Annotated in this window: 17 protein-coding genes; 10 read left to right on the top strand and 7 right to left on the bottom strand. The window is 61.7% G+C overall.

What is annotated here, in order from left to right:
* Window positions 1-40 precede the first annotated feature (40 nt).
* The 4 genes from ACUN0E_RS03575 to ACUN0E_RS03560 all read right to left on the bottom strand — a co-directional run bounded on the left by ACUN0E_RS03575 (window position 41) and on the right by ACUN0E_RS03560 (window position 3,594).
* Window positions 41-1,045 carry a sterol desaturase family protein gene (locus tag ACUN0E_RS03575; RefSeq protein WP_445565676.1) on the bottom strand — a complete coding sequence of 335 codons (1,005 nt, stop codon included), beginning with the start codon at window positions 1,043-1,045 and terminating at the stop codon, window positions 41-43.
* A 48-nt stretch (window positions 1,046-1,093) separates the two neighbouring features.
* On the bottom strand, window positions 1,094-2,035 hold the full coding sequence (locus ACUN0E_RS03570; protein ID WP_408508355.1) for a YVTN family beta-propeller repeat protein: 942 nt from the start codon (window positions 2,033-2,035) through the stop codon (window positions 1,094-1,096).
* A 335-nt stretch (window positions 2,036-2,370) separates the two neighbouring features.
* Window positions 2,371-2,703, bottom strand: coding sequence for a TFIIB-type zinc ribbon-containing protein (locus tag ACUN0E_RS03565; RefSeq protein ID WP_408334177.1), 333 nt, complete (start codon window positions 2,701-2,703; stop codon window positions 2,371-2,373).
* Between the two features lie 138 nt (window positions 2,704-2,841).
* The gene (locus ACUN0E_RS03560; RefSeq protein ID WP_445565675.1) at window positions 2,842-3,594 is read right to left on the bottom strand and encodes a TerC family protein; all 753 of its coding nucleotides are present in this window, start codon (window positions 3,592-3,594) and stop codon (window positions 2,842-2,844) included.
* Window positions 3,595-3,715: 121 nt separating this feature from the next.
* Here ACUN0E_RS03560 and ACUN0E_RS03555 point away from each other — a divergent pair, with 121 nt between their 5' ends.
* Window positions 3,716-4,597, top strand: a complete 882-nt coding sequence (locus tag ACUN0E_RS03555; RefSeq protein ID WP_445565674.1) for a LysR family transcriptional regulator — start codon at window positions 3,716-3,718, stop codon at window positions 4,595-4,597.
* Here the strand turns inward: ACUN0E_RS03555 and ACUN0E_RS03550 are convergent.
* Entirely contained in the window at window positions 4,570-5,031 is a 462-nt protein-coding gene (locus ACUN0E_RS03550; RefSeq protein WP_445565673.1) for a TerB family tellurite resistance protein, read from the bottom strand. The genes ACUN0E_RS03555 and ACUN0E_RS03550 overlap by 28 nt on opposite strands.
* A gap of 219 nt (window positions 5,032-5,250) precedes the next feature.
* Between ACUN0E_RS03550 and ACUN0E_RS03545 the strand changes: the two genes are divergently transcribed.
* Window positions 5,251-5,583, top strand: a complete 333-nt coding sequence (locus ACUN0E_RS03545; RefSeq protein ID WP_445565672.1) for a DUF2322 family protein — start codon at window positions 5,251-5,253, stop codon at window positions 5,581-5,583.
* 30 nt (window positions 5,584-5,613) lie between these two features.
* Here the strand turns inward: ACUN0E_RS03545 and ACUN0E_RS03540 are convergent, their stop codons facing one another.
* A complete protein-coding gene (locus tag ACUN0E_RS03540) occupies window positions 5,614-6,543 on the bottom strand; it encodes a LysR family transcriptional regulator (protein ID WP_445565671.1) in 930 nt (309 codons plus the stop codon).
* A gap of 112 nt (window positions 6,544-6,655) precedes the next feature.
* On the opposite strand from ACUN0E_RS03540, the gene ACUN0E_RS03535 reads away from it, so the two are divergent.
* On the top strand, window positions 6,656-7,678 hold the full coding sequence (locus ACUN0E_RS03535; protein ID WP_445570369.1) for an aldo/keto reductase: 1,023 nt from the start codon (window positions 6,656-6,658) through the stop codon (window positions 7,676-7,678).
* Between the two features lie 193 nt (window positions 7,679-7,871).
* Here ACUN0E_RS03535 and ACUN0E_RS03530 read toward each other — a convergent pair whose 3' ends face one another.
* Window positions 7,872-8,663, bottom strand: coding sequence for an AraC family transcriptional regulator (locus ACUN0E_RS03530; RefSeq protein WP_408223948.1), 792 nt, complete (start codon window positions 8,661-8,663; stop codon window positions 7,872-7,874).
* Window positions 8,664-8,837: 174 nt separating this feature from the next.
* On the opposite strand from ACUN0E_RS03530, the gene ACUN0E_RS03525 reads away from it, so the two are divergent.
* From ACUN0E_RS03525 to ACUN0E_RS03495, 7 genes are all read left to right on the top strand, one after another.
* Window positions 8,838-11,135, top strand: coding sequence for a TonB-dependent siderophore receptor (locus ACUN0E_RS03525; RefSeq protein WP_445565670.1), 2,298 nt, complete (start codon window positions 8,838-8,840; stop codon window positions 11,133-11,135).
* Window positions 11,136-11,172: 37 nt separating this feature from the next.
* Window positions 11,173-12,132, top strand: coding sequence for an ABC transporter substrate-binding protein (locus ACUN0E_RS03520; RefSeq protein ID WP_445565669.1), 960 nt, complete (start codon window positions 11,173-11,175; stop codon window positions 12,130-12,132).
* Window positions 12,132-14,159 (top strand): Fe(3+)-hydroxamate ABC transporter permease FhuB, encoded by a 2,028-nt coding sequence (gene fhuB / locus ACUN0E_RS03515; protein ID WP_445570368.1) that lies wholly within the window; start codon window positions 12,132-12,134, stop codon window positions 14,157-14,159. Before ACUN0E_RS03520 ends, fhuB begins: the two co-directional genes overlap by 1 nt.
* 21 nt (window positions 14,160-14,180) lie before the next feature.
* Window positions 14,181-15,839, top strand: a complete 1,659-nt coding sequence (locus ACUN0E_RS03510) for a cyclic peptide export ABC transporter (protein WP_445565668.1) — start codon at window positions 14,181-14,183, stop codon at window positions 15,837-15,839.
* Between the two features lie 111 nt (window positions 15,840-15,950).
* The gene (locus ACUN0E_RS03505; RefSeq protein ID WP_408389504.1) at window positions 15,951-16,718 is read left to right on the top strand and encodes an ATP-binding cassette domain-containing protein; all 768 of its coding nucleotides are present in this window, start codon (window positions 15,951-15,953) and stop codon (window positions 16,716-16,718) included.
* 260 nt (window positions 16,719-16,978) lie between these two features.
* A complete protein-coding gene (locus ACUN0E_RS03500; RefSeq protein WP_408334141.1) occupies window positions 16,979-17,386 on the top strand; it encodes an RcnB family protein in 408 nt (135 codons plus the stop codon).
* A gap of 441 nt (window positions 17,387-17,827) precedes the next feature.
* Window positions 17,828-19,753, top strand: coding sequence for a potassium transporter Kup (locus ACUN0E_RS03495; protein WP_445565667.1), 1,926 nt, complete (start codon window positions 17,828-17,830; stop codon window positions 19,751-19,753).
* The last annotated feature ends 22 nt before the right edge of the window (window positions 19,754-19,775 follow it).

Raw genomic sequence — 19,775 nt, 5'->3', positions numbered from 1 at the left:
GGTCACGGTGAGAGCCGCGCCCGCTCCATGACACTGACAATCAGTCGGTCACGCCGCCGTAATTGCGTTGCCCCCGCAGACGCATGGCGATGCGGCCGAATGCACGCCATTGCTGTGCGATCAAACCGTTGCCATAAGAGCGCGCTGCGCCGTGCGGTACGGGCAACTGGTCACGAATGCCGGTCGGCTCGACGGTACGGTCCCACGACACGGTCCTGAACATCATGTCCCACCATGGAAACAGCACGCCGAAGTTACAGCCGTAGCGCGTGCCTTCATGGCCATAGCCGACTGCGTGATGACGCCGGTGAAAAATCGGGCTTACGATCACGCGTTCTAGCAGCCATCCATACGGCAAGCGCGCGTTCACGTGCTGCACGCTTTGCATGAAGTTACCGACTGCGACCAGCACGACGAACTGCGTCGGCTGCACGCCGATGAACAGCGAAATCGCGGCAAAAAACGCGGCCTGAATGATGTCGTCGAGAAAGTGATTGCGGTCGTCGGCCCACAACGACATCTGCTGCTGGCTGTGGTGCACGGCGTGCAGTTCCCACCACACGCCGAAGCGGTGCTGCCAGCGGTGATACCAGTACCCGAAGAAATCGAGCACGATCAGATAGATGAGGAACGACACAACCGGCTGATCGGTAACGCCCGGCCACAACCCGTCGATGTCGATGTTCGGCACGTTGTAGATCGCCATCAGACTTTGCCAGTGATCGAACAGCGGCTGCAGCATGAAGAAGAACGCGATATTGATAATGCCGAGCTTGGCGATCCACGTGTAGATCACGTCGGCGCGCAGCGCTTTTCGATCGGACCACGCTTCGATAGGCCGCAGTGCTTCCAGCGGTCGCAAGGCGATATACGTGACCAGTATTTCCAGCACGCCGACGATCACCCAATAGAGTGCGTCGTAGGTGTCCTCGTCGTATCCCATCAGACCGAAGCGATAGAAAAACGGCTGCACCACGTCGACGTACAGGAGCGTCTGCAGCGTCGAGATGCCATTGTCGAGTTGCGCGATGATTTCGTGGATCATCGAAAGCCTCTTGAAATTACGGGTTCTGTCATCGAAACGAAAGCCTGTTCAGTCTGGATTGGGCGCATACACGGGAGCGCGGTTGGCAAAATACAAGCCGTGCGGTGAACGTCCGACCGCGATCGCGTCGATAAGTTTATGCGTTGTCAGATCAATGATGCCGACATGCCGCGAAAAACGGAAAGTGACCCACAGGTAGCGGCGATCGGCGGACAGTTCCATGTCGTCAGGGCCGGGCATGAGTCCGGTGATGTCGGCGGTTTTCGTCAGCGTGTTGTAATCGAGAATGCTGATCGTGCTTTCCACGCGGTTCGTTAGCGCCACGTGCTGCCCGTCGTCGAGATTGCGGAAATTGTGCGCGCCGCGCCCCGTCTGGATTCGTTTCACGACTTGCTGTTTGTGCCAGTCGACCACGGCGACGTCGTCTTCACCCGTCATGCCGATCAACAGATAGCGGTCGCCGGGCGTCATCCAGAGGCCGGCGGGCGTATTGCCGACATGTAGCTTCCAGAGCACCGTCTGTGTTGCCAGATCGATCGCTGCAAGTTCGCCCGTGTCTTGCAGCGTGACGAACACGGTCTTGCTATCGGACGAGAACGTCATGTGGCTCGGTGTCTTCGAGAGCGGGACACGTTTGGCGAGCGTCATGTTCTGGCCGTCGTAGTGGTACACGTCGACGCGATCCAGCCGCAGGCCAGCGGTGACGAACCATTTGTGATCGGGCGAGAAACCGAGCTGATAGGGGTCTTCAATATCTTCGACCTTGCGCTGCACCTTTCCGGTGTGCGGATCGAGAAACATCAGGTCGTTCGAGATCGAATCCGCGACGATGAGCGAGTGGCCGTCGGGCGTAATCATCAGATGATGCGGTTCCTTACCGGTCGGCTCCGTACCAATGACCTTACGCGTAGCGGGATCGATCAGCGTCAGCTGGGCTTCGCCTGAGTCGAGCACGATCACGTTGTCGGCGGCCCGCGCCGGCATCGCCATGGTTAGCGTGCAGTAAGTTAGCGCGACAAGAGCGCCGGTTTTTTTAATCGAAACGATGGAAATTGGCATCTGAACGATAGACGGGCGCGAAAAAATTGGGGGGAACATCACGGAGGTGGGCGCAAGGGGATTCAGCGTGCGTAGGCTACGGTTAACGCGTTAACGGCTTAACGCGCCAGTTCGCTCTGTCGATGACACGCGACACGTTGTTATTTATATGAAGGGTTCGACGATGGCATGAGGCCATGTCAGAGGGGAAAGTAAAAGGGCGCGGCTGACAATAGCGCGCCCTTGATTTGATAACAACTGCCTGGTTCTTCTGCTCGCGGACACGCTCAGTCGAAATCGAACATGTCGAAAAGCGAGCGTTTCTTTTTCTGCCCTCGATAGTCCGTTCGGTGATTGTCGTAGGTGCGGTTGTCATACGTGCGGTTGTTGTCGTACGCACGGTCGTGACCCCGATCCCGATCCCGATCCGCGTGGTGGCCGTCGCGGATTGGGCGTGCGGCGTTCACCGACGTGTCGTCGCTCGCGGCGTCCTGCGCGATCAGCTTGTCGAGTTCGCCGCGATCGAGCCATATGCCCCGGCAGACCGGGCAGTAGTCGATTTCGATCGAGCGGCGCTCGGTCATCAGCAAGTCAGTGGTCTTGCAAACGGGGCATTTCATTTCGTTGCTCCTCATGGGTAAAAAGATATCGAACGCTCAATGTGGTGAGCCGCCCGATCCAGACGAAAAAACTATCCAGCGCTACTTCGTTCAAGCACGTCGAACCGCTCTTTTCGTGCGCGGCCGTCACCTGAGCGCTCATTGACTCGCGGCAACTGTGCGCTTCGATTTCGCCCGGCGCGCGAGCATGTTCAGTGCTTCGACAAACGCAGAGAACGCCATGGCCGCGTAGATGTAGGCCTTCGGGATGTGCGAACCAAAACCCTCTGCGATTAGCGTCATGCCGATGACGAGCAGGAAGCCGAGCGCAAGCATGACGATGGTCGGATTACGCTCGATGAAGCGCGACAGCGGACCGGCGGCGAACAGCATCACCGTGACCGCGGCGATCACGGCAATGAACATGATCGGCATGTGTTCGGTCATCCCGACCGCGGTGATGATGCTGTCGACCGAAAACACGATATCGAGCACCAGGATTTGTCCAATCGCAGCCATGGTGGTCAACTGCACGGTTGTGCCCGCCTTGTCGCGTGCCTCATCCGCATGGACGACGTGGTGGCGAATTTCACTGGTCGCCTTCCAGACGAGGAACAGGCCGCCGCCGAGCAGGATCAGGTCGCGCCACGAAAACGCGTGGCCGAGGAGCGTCACGGCAGGCGCGGTCAGTTGCGCAATCCACGCGACGGTGCCAAGCAGGCCGAGCCGCAACACGAGCGCGAGCATGATGCCGAGGCGCTGGGTGCGCGCGCGTTGCGCTTCCGGCAGCTTGTTGCTGAGGATCGAGATGAAGATCAGGTTGTCGATGCCGAGCACGATTTCCATCACGACCAGCGTGAGAAGCGCAGCCCATACGGCGGGGTCGGCAGCGAGGATGAGTAGGGAGTCCATGGGGTCCGTAAGCAAAGGGTGACGGGTAACGTCGGTATGCCGTTATCATCGCCGTCTTCATGGTTCGGATAAATCAGTGATAATCTGAACGACATATCGTTTTTTTCGAAGTGTCCACAACATGCTCAACTACCGCCATCTCTACTATTTCTGGATCGTCGTGAAGGAGGGCGGTTTCGCGCGCGCGGCCGAGCGTCTCGACATGGCCGTTCAGACCATCAGCGCACAGGTGCGCGAGCTGGAGAAATCGATCGGGCGTCAATTGCTGAAACCGGCAGGGCGCGGCGTCACCATGACCGAAGCCGGTGAGACGGCATTCAATCGCGCGGAGCAGATTTTTCAGATCGGCGAGGCGCTGCTCGATGAGATGCGCGAGGCCGATGGCGAACGGGTTGCGCGGCTCGCGGTGGGTCTTTCCGACGGCATTTCCAAGCTCGCCGCACATGCGCTGCTCGCGCCGGTGCTCGATACACCATCGCTCAGGCTGCTATGTCATGAGGGTGAACATGCGCAGTTGTTGTCCGAACTCGCGCTGCACCGGCTCGATCTCGTTCTGGCGTGCCAGCCTGCGCCGCACAACGCGGACCTGCGCGTCGTGAGCCAGCGGCTCGTCGGTTCGCCGGTCGACTGGTATGGACCCGCGGAGATCATCCGCAAGGCCGCCCGTGCCGGTTTTCCGCAGTGCCTCGCCGATCTGCCCGTCCTGCTGCCCACCGGGCACAGCGCGTTGCGCGCGCGGCTCGATCGCTGGTTCGAAGCCGAAGGTATCCGGCCGCGGATCGTCGGGGAATTCGAAGACAGCGCGCTGATGGCGGTGTTCGCCGCGCGTGGGCTCGGCGTGTTTCCGCTCGCGGAACTGGGCGCGGAAGACGTGGCGCTGTTGCGCGGGCTGCGCTGGCTCGGCCGGGCGGAAGGCGTGGTGGAAGAGATCCACGCGATCCGCTCGCGGCGCGGGCAACATCATGCGCTCGCTTCTCAGGTGGTTGCGGCCGTACGTGGGTGAGCGTGCAGTGTGCCCGGCAGCGTGATGTGCCGGCTTGCGGTCTGGTTTGGCTTGGGTCCCCACGCGTTGAACACCGCAGCGAGCAGGGCGATTTCGCCATCCGCCAGATAGTTGTCCGCAATCGTGACAGCGATGCACAGCCGAATCACCTTGCGGCGCAGCGCGGGGTCGTCGATCTCGTCGATCAACGTGACGAGCAGGGCCGCGTCCACCTGGCCGACTGGCGGCGTGAACGGCGTGTTCGCGAGCGACTGATCCTCGCACAGCGCCTGCACGATCTGCGCGAATTGCGCGGGTGCGAGGCCGAGTTCACCGGCGATATCGAGGCTTTCAAGCGCACGCTCTTCCGCGCTGCTGACGTGCCCGTCGGAAGTAAGGGCCAGCGCGACGATACGCGCGGCGGCTGGAGGACTGTTGCGCGGATAGGTTCGCATGTTCGGGCTCCTGTCGCGGACAATGTCCGCAGTGGTAATGAGCCTGAGTCTGCAGCAGGTTGTGAATCGGATAAATCTGCTAATCCGGGAGCGAAGGTTCGAAAAAACCGAACCGTCCGCAACAGACTGCGCGAGGTGTCATCGTCCGGTGCGATGCACAACACCCTATCGGATAAGATACGGCTCGCCGCTATTTTTCGAATTGAAGGAGTGTTTTCAGTGATTCAACCGAGCAACGTGTTTAAGGACAACCTCGCCCAACTGCCTGCCATTGACGGTATCGAACGTATCGATCTGGTCGACAACAAGGGCGCCGTGGTGGCAAGCATCGAGAACAAGCCGGGCAAGCAGGGTTCGCTGGCGGTGTACCACTATCTGCAGCAGGCGTTCGGCACGCTGGACGCCAAAGCGGCCGAACACGGCCTCGCGGTGTTCGCGGAGCATACGGCCGACGCGCGCAACCGCCCGGGAGCCCATCCGAACGTGGACCATTTGCTCGCAATCGTGGCCAGCGGGGAAGCGTTGCGTATCGAGGTTGTTGTCAGAACTTGATGAGTACGCCGTGCCGTAACCCGCATCGGTTCACGTTGGCGTTCGGTCGTGCGGATGAGTGCTCGATTCGTCAGCGGCAAGAATAAAGTCAACGAACGCCCGGAGCGGCGCCGGCATATGCGTGCGGCTCGGGTAGTACAAAAACGGTCCAGAGAAGGATTGGCACCACTCATCGAGCACCGGTACGAGCTCGCCTCGCTCTATGGCCGGCCGCAGAAACTCGTCAAACGAATAGACGATCCCCAGTCCGTCGATGGCCGCCCTTCTTTGCAGTTCGATCAGGGATGCGATCATCGGCCCGTTTGGCTCGATCCGTACGATGTCGTCCCCCCGCTCGAATTGCCATGTCGCAAGCACCCCGCTGTCGAAGCGGTGTCCGATACACGCGTGGTTCAGCAGTTCGCCTGGATGCTGCGGTATCCCGCGAGCCGCGAGGTAGGACGGCGAGGCCGCCGCGACGAAACGTTGAACGCGCGGGCCGATCGGTACGGCGATCATGTCGCGCTCGAGCCGTTCGTCGTAGCGGATGCCGGCATCGAAGCCCGCCGCGAGGATATCGATAAACGTGTCGTTGGTCCCGACGTCCACCGTAATGCCCGGGTGAGCGGCCAGGAAGCGGGAGAGGAGCGCGGGCAGGATTTCTCGTGCCGCGATCGACGGAACGTTCAACCTCAGCGTTCCGGTGGGACTTTCGCGAAAGAGGTTCACCGCACCCAGTGCGATGGCGATTTCCCCGAATGCCGGCGCCAGCCGCTCGAAAAGACGCTGCCCAGCCTCCGTTGGCGTGACGCTGCGCGTCGTGCGGTTGAGCAGCCTGACGCCGAGCTGCTGTTCGAGCCGTCGAACTGCTTCGCTAAGCGATGAGGCCGACACGCCGCCCGTTAGCGCCGCATGGCGGAATCCGCGTGCCCGCGTAACGGCGACGAATGCCTTCAGATCGGAAAGGTCAGGCTCCTGCATTGTTCGCTTTTCCGCACGGGTCATCCAGATTGAGGGGGATTATCGCACGCTGAAATTCGGCTGATACTTCAGGTCAAGCGCCTGTCTTGCGGCGTAACCACCAAGGAACATGATGAAACATCTTCAACTGGGTAAGACGGGTCCGCAAAGCTCCGCCATCGGTCTTGGATGCATGGGTATGTCCGGGATGTATGGTCCATCCGACCGCGCTGAAAGCATCGCGACGATTCACGCCGCGCTCGAAGCCAGCATCACCTTACTCGATACCGGCGATTTCTACGGCTCCGGCCACAACGAAATCCTGATCGGCGAGGCGTTGAGAAGCGCGCCGCCGTCACGTCGCGACGCCGCGATCATCAGCGTGAAATTCGGGGCGATGCGCGACCCCGCAGGGGGGTGGTCGCTTAACGATGCGCGGCCCGCGGCGGTCAAAAACTTTCTCGCCTACTCGCTGCAGCGGCTGGGCGTCGATCATATCGACATCTACCGTCCTGCGCGGCTCGATTCCACCGTGCCTGTCGAGGACACGGTCGGGGCGATTGCCGACATGATCAAAGCCGGCTATGTGCGGTACGTCGGCTTGTCCGAAGTGGGCGCAACGACCATTCGCCGTGCGGCGGCGGTGCACCCGGTGAGCGATCTGCAGATCGAGTACTCGCTGATTTCGCGCGGCATAGAAGACGAGATACTGCCGGTGTGCCGCGAGCTCGGGATTGGCGTGACGGCATACGGCGTGTTATCCCGTGGCTTGATCAGCGGTCACTGGAGCAAGGAGTCGGCGGGAAAAGGGGATTTTCGCGCCATGAGTCCGCGCTTTCAGGGGGACAATGTCGATCACAATCTCGCGCTTGTGGATGCGCTTCGCAAGGTGGCCGATGCAAAGGGCGTCTCCGTGGCGCAGATCGCGATTGCGTGGGTTGCCGCTCAAGGCAGCGATATCGTGCCGCTCGTTGGCGCACGCCGGCGCGATCGTCTTGCCGAAGCGCTCGGTGCGCTTGACGTGACGCTCACGGCGGAGGATCTGGCTGCGATCGCGCAGGCAGTACCGAACGGGGCGGCCGCAGGCGAACGTTACGCGGCGGCGCAGATGGCGCATCTCGACAGCGAAAAGGGCAGTGACGGCCACGCGGGTTGATGCGTTGATGTGTTCGGGTTGTTGCGGGCTGGGTGAGTCACGCATTTTCGAGTGGCCTGTGGCGTGGCTCCAGAGCGGCAGCACTTTGCGTGCAAGTGACATTTGCAGGTCCGCCGCACTTTATGGCTGGCATTCTTCATCGCTGCACGCGTGTTTCAGTCAGAATTCAAAAGTCGCCTGCCGTACCGCCTGCTCATCTCAGATAGCGTTGTGGTGTTTCACCCATCGTTCGCTTGAACATGGTGATGAACGCACTCGAGTTGGTATAGCCGAGTTGGTTGGCAATGGTCGCGACGGCTGTGCCTTGTGCGAGCAAGGAGACCGCCTCGACGAGCCGCAGCTGTTGCCGCCATTGACCGAAGGTCAACCCGGTTTCATCACGGAAGAGTCTCGCGAGCGTGCGCTCGCTTGCACCGGCACGGTCGCCCCATGTGCCTAGCGAATCGCCATTCGCGGGCTCGCTCAGCAGCGATTCGCAAATCTGCCGCAACCGGCGATCCTGCGGCAAGGGCAGGCCGCCTTCCGTCGCCTCCGGCGCATCCAGCATTTCCTTCAGTAGAAGCGGCGTGATCAATGCCGCGCGGCGTTCGGGGTCGACCTTTTTGTCTTCGATCATGGCGGCCACGAGTTCGCGCAGCAGCGGCGAAATCGCCAGCACCTTGCAGCCGGCCGACGGCCATGGCGAGGCCTCCGGTTCGAAGTAGACGCTGTGCATCGAGACGTCGCCGGTTGCCCACAATTCATGTCCGATGCGCGGCGCAATCCACAAGCCGCGGTGAGGGCCGAGTGTCCACATGCCGGTTGGCGTCACCACCCGCAGCACGCCGCGCACGGTGTACACAAATTGCGCCTGCTCATGCGAATGCCATGCTTGTCTATCGCCGTCTCGATAATCATAGCAACTTGCTATGATCGCGCGCGATTGCCGCTGGTACTGGGAACCAGGGGATAAGCGCCACGTTTGTTCCACCTTCTCCGCCCTCATTGACCGTCAAAATTTGTCTGTTTCACGAAGTTTGTTGGCGATACCTCGCGCTACCTCGTCAGCTATCTTATTTTGCACTTCACGAGAACAAGCTGGCAATGAGAATAGTAATGATTCTTAATAGCGTTATTCGGCTTCGGGAAGCTTTCTTTAATTGACCTGGAACAACAAGATATGAATCGGGGAACGGAACCCACGCGCCAAACGGGATTGGCTCGTCGCGAGCAGGCGAAGCGCTTCACACGCTTGCGGTTGATGCCGATCGCGGCCGGCCTGTTGTTCGCTCAGGCCGGCCATGCGCAGTCGCTGCCGGCCGGTGCGGCCGATACCACGGGGGCAACGGGCGCGTCTGAGCCGCGTGCCGCGTCTGCGTCCGCTGCCGCGCCGGGGACGACGCAATTGCCCGCCGTCAGCGTGACCGATACGCGAGCCAGCGAAACCGGCACGGCTCCGGTGATCGGCTATGTGGCGCATCAGAGCACAGCGGGGACCAAGACAGACACGCCGCTCATCAAGACGCCGCAATCGGTCTCCGTGGTGACGCGTGACCAGATGGACATCCAGAACGTGCAAAGCGTGGCGCAGGCGTTGCGTTATACGTCGGGGATCAGCCCGGAGCAACGCGGCACGAACACGGATTCGCTGGAGTATCTGTACGCGCGCGGTTTCCTCGTCGACGAATTCTGGAACGGTTTGCGCACGCCGGGGCCGGCAGGCGGCTTTGGCTATAACGTCACCAGCTTCGACCCGTATATGTTCGAGCGGATCGAGCTGGTGCATGGGCCGGCGTCCGTGCTCTACGGCCAGGGATCGCCCGGCGGGATGGTGAATCTTGTGAGCAAGATGCCGACCGCCGAGCCGCTTCATGAGATCGGCATTCAGACCGGCAGCTATGGGCGTCTGCAAGGTTTCTTCGACTTCAGCGGTCCGATCGATCAGGACGGCAAGGTGCTTTACCGGTTGACAGCCGACGGCTTCAATACCGGCACGCAAACCGACTACGTGAACCAGCAGCGTTTCGCCATTGCGCCAACCATCACGTGGCGTCCGACCAAAGACACGACGCTGACGGTATTCGCCAACTACCAGGCCGATCCCGAGGCGGGCATCTACAACTTCGTGCCGGTGGTCGGCACGATCCAGACCGGTGTGGCCCAACTGCCGCGCAGTTTCTATCCCGGCGAGCCGACCTTCGACAGCTTCCGCAAAACCCAGGAGTCGATCGGGTATCAACTGGACCATCGTTTGAACGACATCTGGTCGTTCAAACAGAGCTATCGTTTCCTGCACAACAGCCAGACGGTGCAGTACGTGGCCGACGATCTTGGCTACGTGAACAACGGGACGGCGCTGGCGCGCGAAGCGTACCTGAACCGCGGCATGGTGAATTCGAATACCGTGGACAACCAGGCAACGGCCCGCTTCGGCACAGGCCCCGTCGCGCATCAGGTCACGGTGGGGCTCGATTACCAGAACACCCAGTTCAACCACTATTTCTTCGGTTCCGCAGACGACAGCACGCCGTCGCTCAGCATTACGAATCCGCAATACGGTGTCGCGATTCCTTATCCGACGTTCATGTTCGCGACGTCTAACGCGCAGTCGATCAAGCAACTCGGCACGTATGCGCAGGATCAGTTCGACATTGGCCGCTGGTCGTTCCTGCTCGGCGTGCGTGAAGACTGGACCAACGAAGACGTGACTTCGTTCAAGACCGGTGCGACGACGAGCCAGTTCAATCGCGCGTTTACGTGGCGGGCGGGTGGCGTGTATCGCTTCGATAACGGCATTGCGCCGTATGCGAGCTATTCGAAATCGTTCCAGCCGCAGGTTGGCTCTGATTTCACCGGCAAGTCGTTCGATCCGACCACCGGCGAGCAGTACGAAGTCGGCGTGAAATTCCAGCCGTCCGGCTACAACAGCTTCGTCACGGTGTCGGCGTTTCACCTGACGCAGCAAAACGTGCCGACTACCGATCCGGTTCACACCGGTTTCCAGATCCAGACCGGCGAAGTGCGCTCGCAGGGCTTCGAAGTGGAAGGGCACGCGAGCCTGACCAACAACCTGCAATTGATCGCGAGCTACACGTACACCAATCTGCTCAACACGAAGAGCAACTCGGCCAATCTCAACAAGGTGCCGATCGGCATTCCACGTAACACCGCGTCGCTGTGGGCGGACTACACGCTCGGGGCGGGGCCGTTCGCCGGATTGCAGCTCGGCGGCGGCGTGCGCTTCATCGGCGGTTCGTATGGCGATACGGCGAACACGCTGCTGACTTCGTCGGCAACGCTGATCGATCTCGCGGTGCGTTACGACCTCGGCCGCTCGTTCGCTTACCTGCACGGATGGACCGCGTCACTCAACGCGAGCAACCTGCTCGATCGCCATTACGTGGCGTCCTGCAATAACGGCTCGTGCAACTGGGGCGAAGGGCGGCTCGTGCTCGCAGGGTTGAAGTATCAGTGGTGATCGTCATCATGCATTCAGCCCTTGCGGGGCTCAAACGATGAACCGGCGCGCCTGGCTTGCCGCGTTGCTGGGGGCGGTGTCGACGGTGGCTGTCGCCGGAGCCGGCGGCAGTCTTGCGACGTCGCCGCCGAAACGCATCGTCGTGCTCGACTGGGCGTTGACGGAGATGCTGCTGTCGATCGGCGTGGTGCCGGTCGGCGCGGCCAATATCGCCGGCTTTCGGCGCAACTTTCCGGCGAGCGACCTGCCGCGCGCCGTGGTCGACCTCGGGCTGATGTTCCAGCCGAACATGGAATTGCTGTTGTCGTTGAAACCGGATCTCATCGTTGTCGCGCCGGCTCATGCGACGCTGCTTGCATCGCTCGGACGGATCGCGCCGACTGTCACGTTCGGCCGCTATCGGTCGAGCCCGACGCCCTACACCGCCGCGTGTGCCGAAACGCTGCAACTCGCCCGGATGCTCGACTGCGCACCGCGCGCGGACGCGTTGCTTGCACGCGCCGCACGCATGCTCGACGAGGCGCGTGCGAGGCTGGCCGCTTTGCCTGGTGTACGCGGTACGCCGCTTTACGTGGTGCGCTTTCTCGACGAAACGCATCTGCGTGTGTATGGCTTGCACAGTATGTTCGGTGAAATGCTTGCGATTCTCGGCCTCCAGAACGCATGGCAGGGTGCAACCAATTCGGGGGCCTACGCAACGATCGCGTTCGAAGCGCTGGCGCCTGCGTCCGGCGCGACCTTGCTTTATCAAAAGCCCTTGCCTCTATCCGTAGTGAATATGATGAACACCAGTCCATTGTGGGCCGCGTTGCCGCTCGTGAGGAGTGGCCGTCTGATCGGTATGCCGGGCGTGCCGGCCGAGGGCAGCGTGGTATCGGCGATCTATTTCGTGCGTATGCTGGTCGATGCGCTCGAACAGGCGACGCCGCACCGCAGTCTTGCCGGCATGCCGCCACGGGCCGATGCACGCGACGGCGCGCAGGAGGACCGAACGTGATGCGCGTCGCGACGGCACCTGTCACGCCGCTGCGGCGCACGCCGTGGCGGCCGGTTTGTCTCCTGATGGCGCTAGCCGTGCTGCTGACGCTGCATCGGCTGGATGCCCGCTTGCCGCTTACGCTGTGGTGGCAGGCGTTGATCGCCCCTGAGCCAGCGGACGTGCGGCAAATGCTGATGCATTACAGCGACTTGCCGCGCATCGCCGTCACCTGGCTATGCGGCGCCGCACTCGGCATCACCGGCGTGGCGGCTCAGCAGGTGCTGCGCAATCCGCTCGCCGAGCCGATGACCCTCGGTATTTTTCCGGGCGCCTATCTCGCACTTGCGCTCGCGGGCGTCTATGCGCCGGGCCTGCTGAGTTCGGGGCGGGACGGCGTGGCGCTCGTGGGTGGCGCCGCCGCACTGGCGATCGTTTTTCTGCTCGCGGCGCGGCGGGGGATTTCGCCGCTCGCGCTGATATTAGGCGGGATGATCGTCAACCTGTGTTGTGGCGCATTGAGTCTCGCGCTGGCCATCTCGCACTACGACCTGTTGAGCGGACTCATGATCTGGGGCGGCGGTTCGTTCTCACAGCAGAACTGGGACATCGCGCTGGCACTGCTCGTGCGGCTTGTGCCATGCGCAGGCTTGTTGCTGTTATGTCTGCGTCCGATGACCGTGTTCGAAGCGGGCGACGCCGTTGCCGGCAGTCTCGGCGTATCGCTACGCGCGACGCGCGGCGCGGCGCTCTTCCTGACGCTGCTCGTGACGGCGTTCGTCGTGAGCGCGGTCGGCGTAGTCGGTTTCATCGGGCTCGCCGCGCCGGCGCTTGCGCGGCTGGCCGGTGCGCGCCGCCTGCGCGACCGGATGCTATGGGCGCCTTTGTTTGGCGCTGCGTTGCTGTGGCTGGCAGATCAGCTTACGCAGCAGATTTCCGTTCGGTACGGCATGACGGTGCCGACCGGCGCCGTGACTACTCTGCTGGGGGCACCCCTGCTGCTGGTGCTGCTGCGGAGTGTGAAGGGGCGCCCGGACCTTACGCCCGCACCGATGCTGCAGTCGGGCACGCTCTCGCCCCGTGCGACGCGCGCGGCGCTCGGCGGCAGCGCGTTGCTTCTGCTGCTGGTGTCCGGCCTATCGCTCAGCGTGGGACGGGACTTGAGCGGCTGGCACCTCGGCAACACCGGCGAAATCGGCGGATTGCTGTTTCTGCGTCTGCCGCACGTTGTCGCCGCGGCAGGGATCGGCGTTCTGCTCGCGCTCGCGGGCGGCATCATCCAGCGCATGACCGGCAATCCGATGGCGAGTCCCGACCTGCTCGGCATTACCGCCGGTGGCGCGTTCGGTTTGATCGGCACGCTCTTTCTCACCGCGCAACCGGGACTGCCCACTTACCTGGTGTGGTGCGCGAGCGGGTCGATGGCGACGCTGGGCGCGTTGATCCTGTTCGCGCGTTCGTCCGCGTACGCGCCCGACGCGCTGGTGCTGGCCGGCGTGACGATCAGCGCGGTGTTTCAGTCGGTATCGACTATTGCCATGGCGAGCGACGACCCTCGCGTCATCGTGCTCTATAACCTGCTTGCCGGGTCCACCTATAACGTCAGCGCGACGGCCGCCGGCATCGTCGCCACGGTTGCGCTCGCGGCGCTGGTCGCGGTGCCGTTCTGCCGGCGCTGGCTGGACATCTTGCCGCTCGGCGGCGCGGTGTCGCGCGGCCTCGGCGTCGACGTCGGCACCGCTCGCTTTGCGTTGCTGTTGATGAGCGCGTTGCTGACCGCAGCCGCTACCCTCGTGATCGGACCGCTCTCGTTCGTCGGCCTGATGGCGCCGCATATGACGCGTTTGCTCGGCGTGCGGCGCGCCATGCCGCTGCTGTTTGTATCGGCCGCATTCGGCGCGGCGCTCATGGTCGCGTCCGACTGGCTCGGGCGCTGGATCCTGTTTCCGCAGGAAATGCCGGCAGGCATGATGGCGACCTTGCTGGGCGGCGCGTATCTGATTGTCGCGATGCTCAGGCGCGGCACGCGCAATCACTCTGCTTCTTGATGCACTACTTTCAGGAGTTCCATGTCTTTGCTTTTGCAACTCGCCCGTCACTCGCGCGGGATTCTGTTTATCGCGCTGGTGACGAGTCTGATCAGCGGTTTCGGCAATGCCGGGCTCGTCGCGCTTATCAACCAGGCGCTCGGTGCATCGCCCACGCGACTCGGCGAGCTCGGGCTGCAGTTCCTGGTGCTCGGCATCGTGGTGCTGCTCACGCGCACGCTCTCACAAACGCTTTTCATGTACCTCGGCCAGCGCGCCAAGGCCTCGTTGCGCATGCGTACGATCCACCGTATCGGTGACGCGTCCTATCGGCATCTGGAGCAGCAAGGCGCGGCCCGTTCCATTTCCGTGCTCACGGGCGATCTGGATCAGATCGTGGTGTTCTTCGTCAGCATGCCGGCGCTGGCGATGCAAGGCGCGGTGATCACCGGATGCCTCGCGTATCTCGGCTATCTGTCGTGGAAGATTCTGCTATTCGCATTGCTTACCATTTGTATCGGTTCGCTCGGCTTCCGGTTCGCGAACGGCCGCGCGCTCTTTCACCTGCGTGCCTCGCGGCGTCGTGAAGACGATCTCGTCAAACACTTCCGCGCGCTATTCGACGGTGCGAAGGAATTGAAGCTGCATCGCGAACGCCGGCGGACTTTTATCGACGATACGCTGGCCACCAACGTTGAAGCGGTGCGCGTGCAGCGCACCCGCGGCTACGTGCTGTATGCAGCCGCGGCGAGCTGGGGGAGTTTCATTCTGCTGGCGTTCATCGGCATCACCCTGTTCGTAGTCGCGCGGCTGTATCCGGTGGACCTGCATGTGGCGTCTGGTTACGCGATGGTGTTCCTGTACATGATCATGCCGATCGAGGCGCTGCTTTCCGCGATTCCGAATGTCAGTTCGGCGCGCGTCGCGCTCGAACGCATCGAACAGATCAACGCCGACTTGCCGTTAGAGCGCGCGCATCCGGCAGCGGCCGCGACTTCGTTCGAGCGCATTGTGCTCGAGGGCGTGACGCATCGTTATTTCCGCGAAAAAGAGAACAGCATGTTCACGCTTGGGCCGGTCGATCTGTCGTTCAGGCCGGGTGAAATCGTTTACCTCATCGGTGGGAACGGTAGCGGCAAGACGACGCTTGCCAAGATGCTGGTCGGCCTCTACACGCCGGAAAGCGGTCGTATCCTGCTGAACGGCAAGACTGTCGGCGAAGGGGAGTGGGACGTCTATCGGCAGCATTTCTCCGTGGTCTTCAACGACTTCTTCCTGTTCGACAGTCTGGTGGGCCTGCGCGGCGACGATCTCGACGGCAAGGCGCGTGCGTACCTGAAACACCTGCAGCTCGACCACAAGGTGAGCATCAAGGACGCGGCATTCTCGACACTCGATCTCTCGCAAGGACAGCGCAAACGTCTCGCGCTGCTGGTGGCGTATCTCGAGGACAGGCCGTTCTATGTGTTTGACGAGTGGGCCGCCGACCAGGACCCGCTGTTCAAGGACGTGTTCTACCGGCAGTTGCTGCCCGAGCTGAAGGCGAAGGGCAAGACCGTTCTGGTGATTACCCATGACGATCGCTACTTTCATCTTGCCGACCGTTACATCAAGCTCGATTACGGACAGCTCGTGGAAGCGGGTGGCGGCCGGGTGCAGGACAGCGGCATGGCCGCGTCCGCACCGGCAAACCAGGTTTGAGGCTGGAGTCCGGCCAATGAAGCATCACCCCTTTTCCCTATTTCATGTCGATGTCCCATGAATGTCAAAATCTCCCCCGCTGATCACGCGCACGAAGCTGACGCGGGCGCTATGTTCTCGCTGCAGAACGTCTCGTTCGCGCTCGGCAATCGCACGTTGTTGCAACCGCTTTCCCTCAGCTTGCCGAAGCATCGCGTGTGCGGACTGATTGGCCACAACGGGTCGGGCAAGTCCACGTTGATCAAGCTGCTTGCGCGTCAGCAGCGGCCGACGGGCGGCACGATACACCTCGCGGGCCAGCGGCTGGCCGATTGGGATGGCCGCGAACTCGCGCGCAAAATTGCCTACCTGCCGCAGCAGCTACCGGCAGCAGACGGCATGACGGTGCGAGAACTGGTCGCGCTGGGCCGTTATCCGTGGCACGGCGCGCTGGGTCGTTTTTCGGCGCAAGACTCGGACAAGGTGCGCGAGGCGATGGAGCTGACCGAGGTGACTGGGTTTGCCGACCGCGCGGTCGACAGCCTCTCCGGCGGTGAGCGCCAGCGTGTATGGCTGGCGATGCTCGTTGCCCAGGATAGCGAATGGCTTCTGCTCGATGAACCGATCTCAGCGCTCGACATTGCGCATCAGGTTGAGGTGCTCGGCCTTGTGCGCAAACTCAGTGAAGAGCGGGGCCTCGGTGTTGTGGTCGTGCTGCATGACGTCAATATGGCAGGCCGTTTCTGTGACGATATGATCGCGCTGAAAGGTGGCCGCCTGCTGGCGAGCGGCGCTGCTGCCGAGATGATGCGCGCCGACACGCTGAGTGCGATCTACGGCATCACGATGGGCACGGTGCCGCATCCGCACGGCGGCATGCCGATCAGCTTTGCGCACTGAACACCTCGCGTACCGATAGGCCACACATCCGCGACTGAAGATCATGGAAAACCGTGTCACGTGACTTGAGTCAGTGAAGCAATCACGGCGGTTTTGGCGAACAGCCGTTCTTGTGACATTATTTGCCAGCGCTGACGTTGCGGATGTTGATGAGCGAGGCACGTCGCATAGCCAGGCAATCAACACGCAGCAGGCGCTTCGCAGCAGATACACCTTCGAATACCACACAGTTATCGAGCCATTCTTTGGGAGGCAAAGTCATGAAATCGACATTCGTCGCACCGCTGTTGATCATGTCGTTACTCGGCGCGCCGGTCGCCGCGTTTGCGCAGCAACACGACGACAATCACGACAATCACGGCAACGGCCAGCCTTCGCACGGCAGACCCAATCCGGGACACGGCGATCAGCATGGACACGGTCGCGGACCTGGGCCGCGCGATGCGTCTCTGGGTGGGCCGGGCGGTCCCGTTCCCCACAACGATTGGCACAAGGGTGAGCGGCTGCCGACGGAGTACCGCGATCGTAACTACGTTGTCGACAACTGGCACGATCACGGCCTGCAAGCACCGCCGCGCGGGTATCAGTGGGTGGGCGTGAACGGGGATTATGTGCTCGCAGCGATCGCGACGGGTGTCATTGCAAACGTTCTGCTGTCCGGGCATTAAGCAACCGGAGCGGAATCGATCGCTTTCCGTCCTGGAGAGCGATCTTTCAGGTGCGAACTTACCGCGACGAAAGGTTGGTGTAATAAAAATCGCGCGTCGCATGCTGTCGGACCTGATGCTCAATTCCTTCTATACGCACCGGCCAATGGTGTATTTTGAATAAGTGGCACCCCGTCTTTCAGATGAGGACGCAATTCACGTCCGCAAAAGGCAGGGTGCGCAGAACATCAGAACAATCAGAATAATTTGGCGTCGCGTTAAGCATGCTGGGCAATGAGATGCAGGTTCATCACAGGGCGCTGCTTCGGCGATGCCGGCCGTTGTACAGGGGCACAGGCGACTCGTCGATATAAACGAGGCCCGATAAAAGCATTAATCCGTTCCGCACGCAACCGCCTATCCGGTGTGTTGCACTGCGAGAGCGCGAAACTGGAGCGAGACATGAGCCAGTCAGTATCCGCCGTGCCCCATGCGGGGCATTCCGGCGGGCGTGGGCATAACCGGCCGGCGATGCCTGCACTCGCGCTTGCTGCTCTGGGTGTCGTGTATGGCGACATCGGCACCAGCCCCCTATATACGCTGCAGACCGTGTTCGATTCGGGCAATGGCCTGTCGCTCAATGCGCTGAACGTGGTCGGCATCGTGTCGCTGATCGTCTGGTCGCTGATTGTCGTCGTCTCGCTCAAGTACGTCACGTTGATTCTCCGCGCGAATAATCATGGCGAGGGCGGCATCATGGCGTTGCTGGCGCTGGCCGCGTCGTCGGTCGCTGCGCGGCCGCGATTGCGCCGTACGTTGCTGGCTGTCGGCATCATGGGGGCGGCGCTCTTCTACGGCGACAGTGTGATTACGCCGGCGATCTCGGTGCTGAGCGCGGTCGAAGGTCTGGAGGTCGCGGCACCGTTTCTCAAAACCTGTGTGATTCCTGTGACGCTGATTGCACTGGTCACTCTGTTCCTGATGCAGAAGCGCGGCACGTCCGGTATCGGCATCGTGTTCGGACCGGTGATGGTGCTCTGGTTCATCGTACTTGCCGTGGTGGGCGTCATCAACGTAATGCGGGCGCCCGCGATTCTGGTTGCGCTCAATCCACTCACAGGGCTGGCATTTTGCCTCCATCACCGCGTGCTGGCGTTCGTTGCGCTGGGCGCTGTCGTTTTGTCGTTGACGGGCGCGGAAGCGCTCTATGCCGACATGGGACATTTCGGCGCGAGGCCGATCCGGCTGACATGGTTCGGCCTGGTGTTTCCCGCGCTTGCCTTGAACTATCTGGGGCAGGGCGCTTTGCTGCTTGCCGATCCGGGGGCGCTACAAAATCCGTTCTACAAGCTATTCCCGCAATGGGCGCTGTTTCCGATGATCGCGCTGTCGACGGTCGCGACCGTGATCGCGTCCCAGGCCGTCATTTCGGGTACGTATTCGATGACCAAGCAGGCGATGCAACTTGGCTTCCTGCCGCGCATGAATGTCGTCTACACGTCGGAAAGGGAAATGGGGCAAATCTACGTACCAGGAATCAACTGGACGTTACTGGCTGCCGTCGTGGCCGCTGTGATCGGCTTCGGTTCCTCTACGGCGCTCGGCTCCGCGTACGGTATCGCCGTCACCGGCACGATGCTGATCACGACGGTCCTGACGTTCTTTGTCATTCGTTACGCGTGGCATTACAACTGGTTCCTCTGCGTCTCTGCGACCGTATTCTTCTTCATTATCGACGCGGCGTTCTTCTCCGCGAACTTGCTGAAGCTTATGCAGGGCGGCTGGTTCCCGCTTCTGGTCGGGCTGATCATCTACACGATCATGGCGACCTGGGGACGAGGCTGGGAGATGATGCGGGCCGAAGCACGCGTGAGGGCCGGGACGATGCCGCTCAAGTCCTTTCTGACGACGCTGCTGGCCCGTTCGCCGACGAGGGTCGGCGGTACGGCAATCTTTCTGTCGCCCGATGCGGATGGCGTGCCGCATTCGTTGATCAACAACCTGATGCATAACCACGTGCTACACAAACGCGTCGTTTTCGTGACGGTGAACAATGAGGAGATACCGTGGGTTCCCGCGAATCAGCGCGTGAGCGTGCGCCCGCTCGATTCGGGCTGCTACCAGATCACGATCACATATGGTTTCATGGACGTAGTCGATCTGCCGTGCGCGCTTAAAATTTGCGAGGCGCGTGGCCTGACCTTCGAACCAGCGGAGACGTCCTATTTCCTCAGCCGCGCGACCTTGGTGCCCACACGTGATAGCGGCATGGCGATGTGGCGCGAGCGTTTGTTCTCGGTCATGCTGCACAACGTCGGTAACGTTGCGGCGTATCTCAAGCTGCCCGCCAATCGGGTGATCGAGCTGGGCGCGCGCGTGGAAATCTGACAACGCAAGAAGGCGGCCGGCA

This window comes from Paraburkholderia sp. D1E (assembly GCF_052682275.1).
Note: the sequence above shows the minus strand (reverse complement) of the source record. Positions and strands in the feature narration are given on the sequence as shown.